Raw genomic sequence first — 14,267 nt, 5'->3', positions numbered from 1 at the left:
CCTGTTCGTGCTGATGGCCGGAAACCGGGCTGGCCTGAAACCCGCCATCTGCACCGGGTTAGTTTCCGGAACCGGAAACGCACCCGAGTTTGTCGCTTTGAAAGTCCGGTGGACTATTCGCCGCGGTTCTTCTGGATGATCTCGTCGGCAAATGCCTTCGGGACCTCGGCGTAGCTGTGGAACGTCATGGAGTACACAGCGCGGCCCTGGGTCTTTGAACGCAGGTCGCCGATGTAGCCGAACATGCCGGAAAGCGGGACGTGTGCGCGGATAACCTTGACGCCCTGAGCATCCTCCATCGACTGCATCTGGCCACGACGGGAGTTGAGGTCACCGATAACTTCACCCATGTATTCCTCAGGGGTGCGGACCTCGACATCCATCAGCGGTTCGAGCAGGATGGGGTTTGCCTTGCGTGCGGCTTCCTTGAAAGCCATACGGCCGGCGATCTTGAACGCCATTTCCGAGGAGTCAACATCGTGGTACGCGCCGTCAATCAGCGTGGCCTTGATGCCGACAACCGGGTAGCCGGCCAGGACGCCGTCGTTCAGTGCATCCTGGATACCTGCATCAACAGACGGAATGTATTCGCGCGGGATACGGCCACCAGTGACCTTGTTCTCGAACTCGTACAGCTCGCCATCGGAAGTGTCCAACGGCGCAATCGCGATCTGGATCTTTGCGAACTGACCCGAACCACCGGTCTGCTTCTTGTGCGTGTAGTCGTGACGCTCTACAGCACGCTTGATGGTTTCGCGGTAAGCAACCTGCGGCTTGCCAACGTTTGCCTCGACCTTGAACTCGCGGCGCATGCGGTCCACCAGGATGTCCAGGTGGAGCTCGCCCATGCCGGCGATGATGGTCTGGCCGGTGTCTTCGTTGAGGGAGACCTGGAAGGTCGGGTCCTCAGCGGAGAGCTTCTGGATGGCCGTGGAGAGCTTCTCCTGGTCACCCTTGGTGTTCGGTTCGATGGCAACCGAGATCACGGGCTCCGGGAAGCTCATGGACTCGAGGACGATCTGGTTGCTGGAGTCGCACAGGGTGTCGCCCGTGGTGGTGTCCTTCAGCCCGATCGCTGCGTAGATGTGGCCGGCGGTAGCGCCCTCAACGGGCATTTCCTTGTTGGCGTGCATCTGGAACAGCTTACCGATGCGCTCCTTCTTGCCCTTGGTGGAGTTGACCACCTGGGAACCTGCCTCGACGTGACCGGAGTACACGCGGATGAAGGTGAGCTGGCCGAAGAACGGGTGGGCAGCAATCTTGAAGGCCAGAGCCGAGAACGGCTCCTCGGAAGACGGCGCGCGCGTCAGTTCCTTCTCTTCGTCGCGAGGATCGTGACCGATCATCGGGGGGACGTCGAGCGGGTTCGGCAGGTAGTCGACGACGGCATCGAGCATCGGCTGTACGCCACGGTTCTTGAAGGCAGAACCACAGAACACCGGGTACAGCTCGGAGTTGATCGTCATCTTGCGGATGCCGGCCTTGAGCTCATCGACGGTGATTTCTTCACCTTCGAGGTACTTCTCCATGAGCTCTTCGGAAGCCTCGGCAACGGTCTCGACGAGCGTTGCGCGGTACTCTTCGGCCTTGGCCTGGAGATCGGCGGGGATCTCCTGGACCTCGTACTTGGCACCCATGGTGACGTCACCCTTGGAGTCACCGGGCCACACCAGGGCGCGCATCTCAAGGAGATCCACGACGCCGATGAAGTCGTTCTCGGCACCGATCGGCAGCTGCATGACCAGCGGCTTGGCGCCGAGGCGGCCAACGATGGTGTCAACGGTGAAGTAGAAGTCAGCGCCGAGCTTGTCCATCTTGTTGACGAAGCAGATACGCGGAACGTTGTACTTGTCAGCCTGGCGCCAGACAGTCTCGGACTGCGGCTCCACGCCTTCCTTGCCATCGAACACGGCGACGGCGCCGTCGAGGACGCGCAGGGAGCGCTCAACCTCAACGGTGAAGTCAACGTGGCCGGGGGTGTCGATGATGTTGATCTGGTTGTTGTCCCAGAAGCAGGTCACGGCGGCAGACGTGATGGTGATGCCGCGTTCCTTTTCCTGTTCCATCCAGTCGGTCGTCGAAGCGCCGTCGTGCGTTTCGCCGATCTTGTGGTTCACACCTGTGTAAAACAGGATGCGCTCGGTGGTGGTGGTCTTGCCGGCATCAATGTGGGCCATGATGCCGATATTGCGGACCTTACTAAGGTCGGTAAGCACGTCCTGTGCCACGGTGTCTCCCTTTCGGATGGACTACACGTTCGCCGCCGGCTCGTCAGAGCCGGCGGCGTCCGGGAAGTATTACCAGCGGTAGTGTGCGAAGGCCTTGTTGGACTCGGCCATCTTGTGGGTGTCTTCGCGACGCTTGACAGCGGCACCGAGGCCGTTGGATGCATCCAGGATTTCGTTCTGGAGACGCTCGGTCATCGTCTTCTCGCGGCGGGCCTTGGAGTAGCCGACCAGCCAGCGGAGGGCGAGGGCCGTGGAGCGGCCCGGCTTGACCTCAACCGGAACCTGGTAGGTGGCGCCACCGACGCGGCGGGAGCGGACCTCGAGGGAAGGCTTGACGTTCTCCATGGCCTTCTTGAGGGCTGCAACGGGGTCGCCGCCGGACTTGGCGCGGGCGCCTTCGAGTGCACCGTAAACAATGCGCTCAGCGGTGGACTTCTTGCCGTCTACGAGCACCTTGTTGATGAGCTGGGTGACCAGCGGGGAGCCGTATACGGGATCTAGAACTAGCGGCCGCTTGGGGGCCGGACCCTTGCGAGGCATATTACTTCTTCTCCATCTTTGCGCCGTAGCGGCTGCGGGCCTGCTTACGGTTCTTCACACCCTGGGTATCGAGGGCGCCACGGACGATCTTGTAGCGGACACCCGGAAGGTCCTTCACACGACCGCCACGGACGAGCACAATGGAGTGCTCCTGGAGGTTGTGGCCTACACCGGGGATGTAGGCAGTGACTTCAACGCCACCGTTAAGGCGCACGCGTGCAACCTTACGCAGAGCCGAGTTCGGCTTCTTCGGGGTGGTGGTGTAGACGCGGGTGCAAACACCGCGGCGCATCGGGCTGCCGTTAAGAGCGGGAGCCTTGGTCTTTTTGACCTTAGGCGTGCGGCCCTTTCGGACCAGCTGGTTAATCGTAGGCACTCTCGTGTTCTCCGTTTTATCCGGAGCGGCCGCTGACAGCCGCTCTCCTTTTGCTTTGCCCCGCCGCCCGAGCTTTGAAGAATCTCCAGAGCAGCTGAGGCGAAGCCTTAATAGTCGGATCGCACACCGGGGAACCTGGCTCACGTCAGCAACGGCCCCTAGGCATGCAAAAATGTGGCATACGTTGCACAAGAACCCTGCAAACCGGAAACGTCGCTCTGGTTCAGCCTTTCAGCTCAACCGGCGCACTCATCCACTGCCACAATAACAATTGGTATCCAGTCTAACATGGACGGCCGCCATGCCTTAATCGGCGGCCCTGGCCCAACGGAAAGGCCCCGCCCCGCTTCCGCTGTTTCCAGCGGAGCGGGTCGGGGCCTGACGACGAACTAGCGGTTAGCGGAAGTCGCTGCCGAGATCGTAATCATCCAACGGGATGGCGTGGAACTCAGGAGCTCCGTCGCCGCCCAGGGTGTCGTAGGAGAAGTCGCTGAATGCGCTGGGACCTGTGAACAGGTTGGCCTTTGCTTCTTCAGTCGGCTCCACCGTGACCTCCGTGTAGCGCGGGAGACCCGTGCCGGCGGGGATGAGCTTACCGATGATGACGTTTTCCTTGAGGCCGAGCAGCGGGTCGCTCTTGCCTTCCATGGCCGCCTGCGTCAGGACGCGGGTGGTTTCCTGGAAGGAAGCTGCGGACAGCCAGGACTCGGTGGCCAGGGATGCCTTGGTGATACCCATGAGCTCAGGACGTCCGGAAGCCGGAGTCTTGCCCTCGGATACAACACGGCGGTTGGCGTCTTCGAAGCGGCTGCGCTCGGCCAGCTCACCGGGGAGCAGGTCGGATTCACCGGACTCGATGACCGTGACGCGGCGAAGCATCTGGCGAACGATAACCTCGACGTGCTTGTCGTGGATACCGATGCCCTGGCTGCGGTACACGCCCTGGACTTCGTCCACCAGGAACTTCTGTGCAGCACGGGGGCCCATGATGCGCAGAACCTGCTTGGGGTCGACCGGACCGTTGATGAGCTTCTGGCCCACCGTGACGTGCTGGCCGTCTTCAATCAGGAGGCGTGAACGACGCAGGACCGGGTAAGCGATCTCTTCGCTGCCGTCATCCGGAGTGATGACCAGGCGCATCTGACGCTCGGACTCTTCGATGGCGATGCGGCCGGCTGCTTCTGCAATCGGTGCGACACCCTTCGGAGTACGTGCTTCGAAGAGCTCCTGGATACGGGGCAGACCCTGGGTGATGTCGTCGCCGCCGCTGGCGGAAACAGCACCACCGGTGTGGAACGTACGCATGGTCAGCTGGGTACCCGGCTCACCGATGGACTGTGCGGCGATGATGCCCACGGCCTCGCCGATGTCCACGGTCTTGCCGGTGGCCAGCGAACGGCCATAGCACAGGGCGCAGGTGCCGACGCTGGACTCACAGGTGAGTACGGAGCGGACCTTGACCTCGGTGATACCGGCTGCGAACAGTTCGGCAATGACGACGTCGCCGCAGTCGGTGCCGCCGGCAGCCAGGACCTTGCCCTTGGAGTCAACGACATCCACGGCCAGGGTACGGGCGTACGCGCTGTTCTCAACGTTCTCGTCCAGCACCAGCTCGCCGTTGGCGTCAGCCACGGCAATCGGAGTGACGAGGCCACGCTCGGTGCCGCAGTCCTCCTCACGGACGATAACGTCCTGCGAGACGTCCACCAGACGACGGGTCAGGTAACCCGAGTTGGCGGTACGCAGGGCGGTGTCAGCCAGACCCTTACGGGCACCGTGCGTCGCGATGAAGTACTCCAGCACTGACAGGCCCTCACGGTAGGAGGACTTGATCGGACGCGGGATGATTTCACCCTTAGGGTTGGCCACCAGGCCACGGATACCCGCGATCTGACGGACCTGCATCCAGTTACCACGTGCACCGGAGGACACCATGCGGTTGATGGTGTTCATCGGCGACAGGTTGTCGCGCATGACCTGGGCGATCTCGTTGGTTGCCTTGTTCCAGATCTCGATCAGTTCCTGGCGACGCTCGTCGTCGTCGATCAGGCCCTTGTCGTACTGGCCCTGGATCTTGGCAGCGCGCTCTTCGTATCCGGCAAGGATGACCGGCTTCTCGGCCGGAACCTCGATGTCGGAGATAGCAACGGTGACGCCTGAACGGGTGGCCCAGTAGAAACCGGCATCCTTCAGGTTGTCCAGCGTTGCCGCGGTAACAACCTTCGGGTAGCGCTCGGCGAGGTCGTTGACGATGCGGGACAGTTCGCCCTTGTCAGCAACAGCCTCAACCCACGGGTAGTCCTCGGGCAGGGTCTCGTTGAAGATGACCTGGCCCAGGGAGGTCTGGACGAGAGCGGTCTGACCCGGCTCCCAGCCTTCCGGAGCTTCCCAGCCGGCGTACGGGACGAAACCCTCAAGACGGATCTTGACCTGGGAGTTCAGGTGCAGCTCGTGCAGGTCGAACGCCATGATGGCTTCCGAAACCGAGGAGAAGATACGGCCTTCGCCAGCTGAACCGACACGCTTGGTGGTCAGGTGGTAGAGACCGATGATCATATCCTGCGAAGGAAGCGTCACCGGGCGGCCGTCAGACGGCTTCAGGATGTTGTTCGAGGACAGCATCAGGATGCGTGCTTCAGCCTGGGCTTCGGGGCTCAGCGGCAGGTGCACTGCCATCTGGTCACCGTCGAAGTCAGCGTTGAAGGCGCCACAAACCAGCGGGTGCAGCTGGATTGCCTTACCTTCAACAAGCTGCGGCTCGAACGCCTGGATGCCGAGGCGGTGCAGGGTAGGTGCACGGTTCAGCAGCACAGGGTGTTCGGTGATGATCTCTTCGAGAACGTCCCAGACCTGCGGACGGTAACGCTCAACCATGCGCTTGGCCGACTTGATGTTCTGGGCGTGGTTGAGGTCAACCAGGCGCTTCATCACGAACGGCTTGAAGAGCTCCAGTGCCATCTGCTTCGGCAGGCCACACTGGTGCAGCTTCAGCTGCGGACCGACGACGATAACCGAACGGCCGGAGTAGTCGACGCGCTTACCCAGGAGGTTCTGGCGGAAGCGGCCCTGCTTGCCCTTGAGCATGTCGCTCAGGGACTTCAGCGGACGGTTGCCCGGTCCGGTGACCGGACGGCCACGGCGGCCGTTGTCGAAGAGGCTGTCAACAGCTTCCTGAAGCATGCGCTTCTCGTTGTTGACGATGATCTCCGGAGCACCCAGGTCAAGCAGGCGCTTGAGACGGTTGTTGCGGTTGATCACGCGGCGGTAAAGGTCGTTGAGGTCGGAGGTCGCGAAGCGGCCGCCGTCCAGCTGGACCATGGGGCGCAGTTCCGGCGGGATCACCGGGACGGCGTCCAGCACCATGCCGAGCGGGCTGTTGTTGGTGGTCAGGAATGCGTTGACAACCTTCAGTCGCTTCAGGGCACGGGTCTTGCGCTGGCCCTTGCCGTTGGCAATGATGTCGCGCAGTGAGTCCGACTCGGCCTGCATGTCGAAGTTCTCAAGACGCTTCTTGATGGCCTCGGCACCCATGGAGCCTTCGAAGTACATGCCGTAGCGATCGCGCAGTTCGCGGTACAGGCCTTCGTCACCTTCGAGGTCGGCCACCTTCAGGTTCTTGAAGCGGTCCCAGACCTGCTCGAGGCGCTCGATGTCGGCGTCGGCGCGCTTACGCACGTTGGCCATCTGACGGTCCGCGGAATCGCGGGCCTTCTTCTTGTCGGCAGCCTTGGCGCCTTCACCTTCGAGACGGGCAAGCTCGTTCTCGAGGTCGCGGGCGATCGTGGCGATGTCGGAGTCGCGGTTGTCGACCAGCTGCTTCTTCTCGATGTCGTGCTCAACCTGCAGGTTGGGCAGTTCTTCGTGACGGCTGTCGGCATCGACGCTCGTGATCATGTAAGCAGCGAAGTAGATGACCTTTTCGAGGTCCTTCGGTGCCAGGTCAAGGAGGTAGCCCAGGCGGGACGGAACACCCTTGAAGTACCAGATGTGCGTGACCGGGGCGGCCAGCTCGATGTGGCCCATGCGCTCACGGCGGACCTTTGCACGGGTGACCTCAACGCCACACCGCTCGCAAATGATGCCCTTGAAGCGCACGCGCTTGTACTTGCCGCAGTAGCATTCCCAGTCGCGGGACGGGCCAAAGATCTTCTCGCAGAAGAGGCCGTCCTTCTCGGGCTTGAGCGTGCGGTAGTTGATGGTTTCCGGCTTCTTAACCTCGCCGTAAGACCAGCCACGGATGTCTTCCGCGGTGGCGAGGCCGATCTGCATGAGGCCGAAGGAGGATTCGCTGGACATATGGTCCCTGTTCTCTCTTGTTCTCTAAATTCTGAAGTCTTGGGTTACGGGAAGAGGGAGGTGACTTACCGGAAAAAGACAGCGCGGGTGGTGCGCTGCTTTTCCCGGTAAGTCCCCTGCTAAACCTCTTCTACGGAACTGGGCTCTGCACGAGACAGATCGATGCCCAGTTCTTCCGCAGCCGTGAAGACTGCGTCATCAGAGTCACGCATTTCAATTGTGGTTCCGTCCGTGGAAAGCACTTCCACGTTCAGGCACAGCGACTGCATTTCCTTGATCAAGACCTTGAAGGACTCAGGAACGCCCGGCTCGGGGATGTTCTCGCCCTTGACGATTGCTTCGTAGACCTTCACACGACCGTGGATATCATCCGACTTGATCGTGAGGAGTTCCTGGAGCGTGTAGGCGGCGCCGTAAGCTTCGAGCGCCCACACTTCCATTTCACCGAAGCGCTGGCCACCGAACTGTGCCTTACCACCCAGCGGCTGCTGCGTGATCATGGAGTACGGGCCGGTGGAGCGTGCGTGGATCTTGTCGTCCACCAGGTGGTGGAGCTTCAGGATGTACATGTAGCCGACCGAGATCGGATCCGGGAACGGCTCGCCGGAGCGGCCGTCAAACAGGCGGGTCTTGCCGGATGAGTTGATCAGGCGGACACCGTCGCGGGTCACGTTCGTGGAATCGAGCAGGCCCGTGATTTCCTCTTCACGCGCACCGTCGAAGACCGGCGTTGCAACAGTGGTCGAGCCACTCTCGCGCGGCAGGTTCGGCAGCTGCTTGACCCATTCGGGCTCGCCTTCGATCTTCCAACCGGTCTTGGCAACCCAGCCGAGGTGCGTTTCGAGCACCTGGCCGACGTTCATACGGCCCGGAACACCCAGCGGGTTCAGGACGATATCAACGGGGGTACCGTCGGCAAGGAAGGGCATGTCTTCGATCGGGAGGATCTTGGAGATAACACCCTTGTTGCCGTGACGGCCGGCGAGCTTGTCGCCGTCGGTGATCTTGCGCTTGGCGGCCACGTAGACGCGGACCAACTGGTTGACGCCCGGGGGCAGTTCGTCGTCGTTGTCGCGGTCGAAGACGCGGACGCCGATAACGGTGCCGGACTCGCCGTGCGGAACCTTCAGGGAGGTGTCGCGGACTTCGCGGGACTTCTCACCGAAGATTGCACGCAGCAGGCGCTCTTCCGGGGTCAGTTCGGTTTCACCCTTCGGGGTGACCTTTCCGACCAGGATGTCGCCGGCTTCAACCTCGGCACCGATGTGGATGATGCCGCGCTCGTCCAGGCCAGCCAGGACTTCCTCGGACACGTTGGGGATGTCACGGGTGATTTCCTCGGCACCAAGCTTGGTGTCGCGGGCATCGATCTCGTGCTCCTCGATGTGGATGGAGGAAAGAACGTCCTCGGCAACAATGCGCTGCGAGAGGATGATGGCGTCCTCGAAGTTGTGGCCTTCCCATGACATGAATGCCACGAGCAGGTTCTTACCGAGGGCGAGTTCACCCTGGTCCGTTGCCGGGCCGTCAGCGATGATGCCGCCGACCTCCAGGCGCTGGCCTTCGCTCACCAGGACACGGTTGTTGTAGCAGTTGCCCTGGTTGGAGCGTGCGAACTTGTTGATGCGGTAGTTGGTTTCCGTACCGTCATCGTTGAGCATGATGACCAGCTCAGCGGAGACCTCGGTAACCACACCGGCCTTCTTCGCGATGGTGACATCACCGGCGTCGACGGCCGCGGCGCGCTCCATGCCGGTGCCCACGAACGGGGCCTCGGAACGGACCAGCGGCACGGCCTGGCGCTGCATGTTGGCACCCATGAGGGCGCGGTTAGCATCGTCGTGCTCGAGGAACGGGATCAGGGCGGTAGCCACGGACACCATCTGGCGCGGGGAAACGTCCATGAACTCGACCTCGCCGGCGGGAACCAGCACAGGCTCGCCTCCACCACCACGGGCGCGGACCAGGACGGTCTCTTCGGCGAACTTCTTGTTCTCGTCCAGCGGAGCGTTGGCCTGAGCGATCAGGACCTCTGCTTCGTCGTCGGCCGTGAGGTACTCGACCTCATCGGAAACGACGCCCTCGGACACGAGACGGTAAGGAGTCTCGATGAAGCCGAAGGGGTTGATGCGGCCGTAGGAAGCCAACGAACCGATCAGACCAATGTTCGGGCCTTCAGGAGTTTCGATGGGGCACATACGTCCGTAGTGGGACGGGTGAACGTCTCGAACTTCCATGCCTGCACGGTCACGGGACAGACCACCCGGGCCAAGCGCGGACAGACGGCGCTTGTGGGTCAGACCCGACAGCGGGTTGTTCTGGTCCATGAACTGCGACAGCTGGGAGGTTCCGAAGAACTCCTTGATGGCTGCCACAACGGGGCGGATGTTGATCAGCGTCTGCGGCGTGATGGCCTCGACGTCCTGCGTGGTCATACGCTCGCGGACAACGCGCTCCATACGGGACAGGCCTGTGCGGACCTGGTTCTCGATGAGCTCGCCGACGGCGCGGATGCGGCGGTTGCCGAAGTGGTCGATGTCATCGATCTCAACGCGCAGCTCGTGGTCCTGGCCGTCGCGCTTGCCCGTGAGGGTCTTCTCGCCGGCGTGCAGTGCAACCAGGAACTTGATCATTGCAACGATGTCTTCAACGTGCAGGACCGACGCTTCCTTGTCGCCAAGGGAGCGGTCGATGCCCAGCTTGCGGTTGATCTTGTAACGGCCGACCTTGGCCAGATCGTAGCGCTTGGAGTTGAAGTACAGGTTGTCCAGCAGGGACTGGGCAGCCTCGACGGTGGGCGGCTCGCCCGGTCGCAGCTTCCGGTAGATGTCCAGCAAGGCGTCTTCGCGGGTTTCGGTGGCGTCCTTCTCCAGCGTTGCGCGCATGGAGTCGTACTGGCCGAATTCTTCGAGGATCTGGCCTTCGGTCCAGCCGAGGGCCTTCAGCAGCACCGTGACGGACTGCTTGCGCTTACGGTCAAGGCGCACGCCGACCTGGTCGCGCTTGTCGATCTCGAGCTCGAACCAGGCGCCGCGGGACGGGATGATCTTCGCAGTGAAGATGTCCTTGTCGCTGGTCTTGTCAGCGGTGCGCTCGAAGTAGGCGCCCGGGGAACGGACCAGCTGGGAGACAACGACACGCTCGGTGCCGTTGACGACGAAGGTGCCCTTCTCGGTCATCAGCGGGAAGTCACCCATGAACACGGTCTGCTGCTTGATTTCGCCCGTGTTGTTGTTCATGAACTCGGCTTTAACGTACAGCGGAGCCGAGTACGTAGCGTCCCGGTCCTTGCACTCAGCCATGGTGTATTTGGGGTCAGCGAACTCCGGGTCGGAGAAGCTCAGGGACATGGTGCCCTGGAAATCCTCGATCGGGGAGATCTCTTCGAAGATGTCAGACAGACCGGAGCTAGTGGCGACACTGAGGTCGCCTTCTTCGACGGCCTTCGCAACGCGTGCCTGCCAGCGTTCGTTTCCGACCAGCCAGTCGAAGCTGTCCGTTTGCAGGGCAAGCAGATTCGGAACGTCAAGAGGTTCGTGAATCTTTGCGAATGAGAGCCGGCGAGTGGCACCATCGGTGCTGTCGGCATTGATAGCGGTAGCGTTGTTTACATTAGAGGTGCTCGAGGCGACCAAGAGGGATCCTTCCACAGACCTTCAGGCGTTTTCAGATCTCCCCCGTTGAAAGCCCTGCAGAATGACTCCGCAGTGCTACCAGTCCGGTTCCGCTATATGACCCGGGACCTACGCTGTCCATGATGTTGCACGTCTCGGACGGCACGTCGATGGATCAGCTGCTAGGCAAAGCCCACCGCTATATGAAGGCTGAAGGTAAACAGGGAAGACGCAAATATCTACGATACGGCAAAACGGCGTACGTGTCTACCCCACTTCCCCGGTTATTGCAAGCACCGTTGCCGAAGGCACCTAATTGGCCGCAGCCCCCGGCCTGCGCCCCCTACAGCCTGAGCGTCACGCCCGCTGCGGTGCACTCGCCCGCGTTGGCGAACACCGCATCGCGGACTTCATCCTTTGACTCCCGCTCCGGCTGGGCGTCCCTATTAACTGCCGACGAGTGATCAACGGCGAGGACCTTGAGCGACGTGACAGGCCCACCAGATTCCCCGTCACAGTGTCCTGGGCGTCGTCCGCGGCAAGATGGATGTCCTCGTAGGCGTTCGAATCGTTCTGGATCGCCTTGTACTCGGCGTAGAGGGAGTTGAACGCCTCGCACGCTTCCTTCACACCGGATGTTCCGGCGGCGGACTTGGAAGCGGACTTGGAGGCCGACGGCGACAGTGCAGGGGCGCTGGACGTTTGCGTTTTCGGCACGCTGGTTTCTGTTCCGGAACCGCTGTCGGGTCCTGTGCCAGCGCAGGCAGTGAGCCCGGCCAGACCAGCGAATGCCACGACTGCAAGTATCTTCTTCATTTGAGCTCCTGTTTCCCCACAACGTCCTCACCTGCGCGGACATATCCGACGGGAGTTTCCGTATCCACGGCACGGAATGGACCCCGCCTCACGTGCGTTTGAATGGATAGGTGATTCGGCTCACGATAGCCTTGGCGTACATCGTCACAGATCGGAAGAGATAACCATGAGCAACTCCGCAGACAACAACGATGTTGTCATCCTCGCCGCGGCACGCACGCCGCAGGGCCGCCTCAACGGCCAGCTGGCCAGCTTCACGGCGGTGGAACTCGGAGCGCACGCCATCAAGGCGGCCCTCACCACCAGCGGCGTTGGCGCAGACCAGGTGGACGCGGTAATCATGGGCCAGGTGCTGCAGGCCGGAGCCGGCCAGAACCCGGCACGGCAGAGCGCCATCGGTGCCGGCATTGGCTGGAACGTCCCCACGGTCACCATCAACAAGGTGTGCCTTTCCGGTCTCACGGCGGTAATCGACGCAGCCCGCATGATCCGCAGCGGTGATGCCGCCGTCGTCGTCGCCGGGGGCCAGGAATCCATGAGCCGGGCACCGCACATCCTGCCGGGTTCCCGGCAGGGCTGGACCTACGGGGCCATCCAGGCGCTGGATGTGGCGGCGCATGACGGCCTGACGGATGCCTTCGACGGTCACTCCATGGGCCTTTCGACGGAAAGCAAGAACCTCGTCCTGGGCATTGACCGGACATCGCAGGACAATGTGGCCGCCCAGTCGCACCAGCGTGCCGCGCTGGCGGCAAAGAACGGCGTCTTCGACGACGAAATCGCACCGATCAGCGTCAAGCAGCGCAAGGGCGACCCCATCGTTGTCACCACCGATGAAGGCGTGCGCCCCAACACAACGGTCGAGTCGCTGGCCGGCCTCCGTGCCGCCTTCGTCAGCGACGGCACCATCACGGCGGGAAACTCCTCTCCCCTATCCGATGGCGCCTCGGCCCTGGTGCTGACCACCAGGAAATTCGCGGAAGACAACGGCCTGGACTACCTTGCGGTGGTGGGCAAGCCTGGCCAGGTCGCAGGACCGGACAATTCACTGCACTCGCAGCCGTCCAACGCCATCAGGAACGCCCTCGACCGTGCGGGATGGACCACCGAGGATCTCGACTTCATTGAGATCAACGAGGCCTTCGGTTCAGTTGCCGTCCAGTCGCTCAAGGACCTCAAGTACCCGCTGGAGAAATGCAACATCCACGGCGGCGCCATCGCCCTGGGGCACCCGATTGGTGCGTCAGGTGCGCGCCTGGCCGGACATGCCGCCCACGAGCTGAAACGCCGGGGCACCGGCAAGGCCGCCGTTTCCCTCTGCGGCGGCGGAGGCCAGGGCGAGGCCCTCCTCCTGTACCGGGACTGATGGCGGCCTCATCGGCCGAGGTGGCCGGCGGCGTCGGCAGGGCACGGTTCCTGGCCGACGCCGCCGCGCGGGGCCTCGACGTCGAAATAGTGGAACGGCTTGCAGCCAGGAGCCTTGAGGAGGCCGCAGGCATACTGGGCATTACACCGGCGGACATTGTGAAGTCCCTGGTGGTGAAGCACAAGGACGGAAGCTTCCTCTTTGTTTTGATACCCGGCGACCGGCAGATCTCCTGGCCCAAGCTGAGGGGGCTGGTGGGGGTCAACAAGCTCTCGCTGCCACCGGCCGACGTCGCCCTGGAAGCGACGGGCTACGAACGCGGCACCATCACGCCGCTGGGCAGTACGACGCCGTGGCCGGTATACGCGGACCGGACCATCACTGGGAGGCGCATTTCCATGGGCGCCGGGGAGCATGGCTACAGCGCGTTCGTGGACGCCGATGCGTTGACCACTGCCTTGGACGCCGTGGTCGCGGATATCTCCGATCCCGGGGGTTAAAGGCAGGAAACCCCGCCCACCGGAGTGGACGGGGTTTCCCGGAGCCGTACGGAAAGCTGGAAGCCTTCCGGAGCAGAGAGTGTTACTTGACGGTAACGCGGGCGCCGGCAGCTTCGAGCTGATCCTTGGCCTTCTCTGCAGCTTCCTTGGTGACGCCTTCGAGGACGGCCTTCGGAGCGCTGTCGACAACGTCCTTGGCTTCCTTGAGGCCCAGGGAAGTGATGGCGCGAACTTCCTTGATCACTGCGATCTTCTTGTCGCCAGCAGCTTCGAGAACGACATCGAATTCGGTCTGCTCTTCAGCTTCTTCAGCGGCGCCGCCACCGGCGGGGCCGGCGACAGCAACAGCAGCAGCGGTAACTTCGAAGGTCTCTTCGAAGAGCTTAACGAACTCGGAGAGCTCGATGATGGTCAGTTCCTTGAAAGCTTCAATGAGCTCTTCGTTGGTGAGCTTCGCCATGGTGTGGCGTCCTTCCTATAGGTGGTGCTTGGCGGCCTGGGCCGTTGCCTTCGCACCGGAGTCTGATTTGA

9 protein-coding genes are annotated in these 14,267 nt (G+C 62.2%); 2 read left to right on the top strand and 7 right to left on the bottom strand.

Going from position 1 to position 14,267, the window contains the following annotated elements; translation table 11 throughout:
* Positions 1-113: 113 nt before the first annotated feature.
* The 6 genes from fusA to J7I79_RS13065 all read right to left on the bottom strand — a co-directional run bounded on the left by fusA (position 114) and on the right by J7I79_RS13065 (position 11,870).
* Positions 114-2,228: an elongation factor G gene (gene fusA, locus J7I79_RS13090; RefSeq protein ID WP_214953779.1), complete on the bottom strand. Its 2,115-nt coding sequence runs from the start codon at positions 2,226-2,228 to the stop codon at positions 114-116.
* Positions 2,229-2,297: 69 nt separating this feature from the next.
* Positions 2,298-2,768, bottom strand: coding sequence for a 30S ribosomal protein S7 (gene rpsG / locus J7I79_RS13085; protein WP_011692813.1), 471 nt, complete (start codon positions 2,766-2,768; stop codon positions 2,298-2,300).
* A 1-nt stretch (position 2,769) separates the two neighbouring features.
* Positions 2,770-3,144: a 30S ribosomal protein S12 gene (rpsL, locus tag J7I79_RS13080; protein WP_011692814.1), complete on the bottom strand. Its 375-nt coding sequence runs from the start codon at positions 3,142-3,144 to the stop codon at positions 2,770-2,772.
* A gap of 396 nt (positions 3,145-3,540) precedes the next feature.
* Positions 3,541-7,440 (bottom strand): DNA-directed RNA polymerase subunit beta', encoded by a 3,900-nt coding sequence (locus tag J7I79_RS13075; protein WP_104172026.1) that lies wholly within the window; start codon positions 7,438-7,440, stop codon positions 3,541-3,543.
* A gap of 119 nt (positions 7,441-7,559) precedes the next feature.
* Positions 7,560-11,075, bottom strand: coding sequence for a DNA-directed RNA polymerase subunit beta (gene rpoB, locus J7I79_RS13070; protein ID WP_214953777.1), 3,516 nt, complete (start codon positions 11,073-11,075; stop codon positions 7,560-7,562).
* 336 nt (positions 11,076-11,411) lie between these two features.
* The gene (locus J7I79_RS13065) at positions 11,412-11,870 is read right to left on the bottom strand and encodes a hypothetical protein (protein WP_251042761.1); all 459 of its coding nucleotides are present in this window, start codon (positions 11,868-11,870) and stop codon (positions 11,412-11,414) included.
* 166 nt (positions 11,871-12,036) lie between these two features.
* Between J7I79_RS13065 and J7I79_RS13060 the strand changes: the two genes are divergently transcribed.
* Positions 12,037-13,236, top strand: a complete 1,200-nt coding sequence (locus J7I79_RS13060) for an acetyl-CoA C-acetyltransferase (protein ID WP_214953775.1) — start codon at positions 12,037-12,039, stop codon at positions 13,234-13,236.
* Positions 13,236-13,736 (top strand): aminoacyl-tRNA deacylase, encoded by a 501-nt coding sequence (locus J7I79_RS13055; RefSeq protein ID WP_214953773.1) that lies wholly within the window; start codon positions 13,236-13,238, stop codon positions 13,734-13,736. Before J7I79_RS13060 ends, J7I79_RS13055 begins: the two co-directional genes overlap by 1 nt.
* Before the next feature lie 82 nt (positions 13,737-13,818).
* On the opposite strand, the gene rplL is transcribed toward J7I79_RS13055, so the two are convergent.
* Positions 13,819-14,196: a 50S ribosomal protein L7/L12 gene (rplL, locus tag J7I79_RS13050; RefSeq protein WP_104172021.1), complete on the bottom strand. Its 378-nt coding sequence runs from the start codon at positions 14,194-14,196 to the stop codon at positions 13,819-13,821.
* Positions 14,197-14,267: the final 71 nt, after the last annotated feature.

The organism is Arthrobacter sp. ISL-69 (assembly GCF_018613775.1).
Taxonomy (GTDB): domain Bacteria; phylum Actinomycetota; class Actinomycetes; order Actinomycetales; family Micrococcaceae; genus Arthrobacter.
Note: the sequence above shows the minus strand (reverse complement) of the source record. Positions and strands in the feature narration are given on the sequence as shown.

What these genes read in the sequence shown, in the direction of transcription:
- J7I79_RS13060 (WP_214953775.1), top strand. Translation starts at nt 12,037, where the DNA reads ATGAGCAACTCCGCAGACAACAACGATGTTGTCATCCTCGCCGCGGCA.
- rpsG (WP_011692813.1), bottom strand. Translation starts at nt 2,768, where the DNA reads ATGCCTCGCAAGGGTCCGGCCCCCAAGCGGCCGCTAGTTCTAGATCCC.
- J7I79_RS13075 (WP_104172026.1), bottom strand. Translation starts at nt 7,440, where the DNA reads ATGTCCAGCGAATCCTCCTTCGGCCTCATGCAGATCGGCCTCGCCACC.
- rplL (WP_104172021.1), bottom strand. Translation starts at nt 14,196, where the DNA reads ATGGCGAAGCTCACCAACGAAGAGCTCATTGAAGCTTTCAAGGAACTG.
- J7I79_RS13055 (WP_214953773.1), top strand. Translation starts at nt 13,236, where the DNA reads ATGGCGGCCTCATCGGCCGAGGTGGCCGGCGGCGTCGGCAGGGCACGG.
- J7I79_RS13065 (WP_251042761.1), bottom strand. Translation starts at nt 11,870, where the DNA reads ATGAAGAAGATACTTGCAGTCGTGGCATTCGCTGGTCTGGCCGGGCTC.